Origin of the sequence: Paenibacillus sp. OSY-SE, assembly GCF_000283315.1 — a bacterium.
GTDB classification, from domain to species: Bacteria; Bacillota; Bacilli; order Paenibacillales; family Paenibacillaceae; genus Paenibacillus_B; species Paenibacillus_B profundus.
Genome location: NZ_ALKF01000038.1, coordinates 1 through 267 on the forward strand (window position 1 = coordinate 1; position 267 = coordinate 267).

Below are 267 nucleotides of genomic sequence, written 5' to 3' on the forward strand. Positions count from 1 at the left end.
GTACAGCTTCCATTTTGTCCGTATCTGTAATCATGTACGGAGAAATGTAGCCACGGTCAAACTGCATACCTTCAACTACTTCCAGTTCTGTTGCAAAACCGCGGGATTCTTCAACAGTGATGACACCGTCTTTGCCCACTTTTTCCAGAGCTTCAGCGATCAGTTCGCCTACTTCATCATCAGCACCGGAAATACCAGCTACTTGAGCAATGGATTGTTTGCTTTCGATTGGTTTGGAGATAGCTTGCAGTTCAGCAACTGCTGCTT

At 45.7% G+C, this 267-nt stretch carries 1 pseudogene; it reads right to left on the reverse strand.

Annotation, left to right across the window (positions count from 1 at the left end):
• Positions 1–267 (reverse strand): annotated as a pseudogene (gene groEL / locus A372_RS32620) (chaperonin GroEL); the annotation flags it as partial.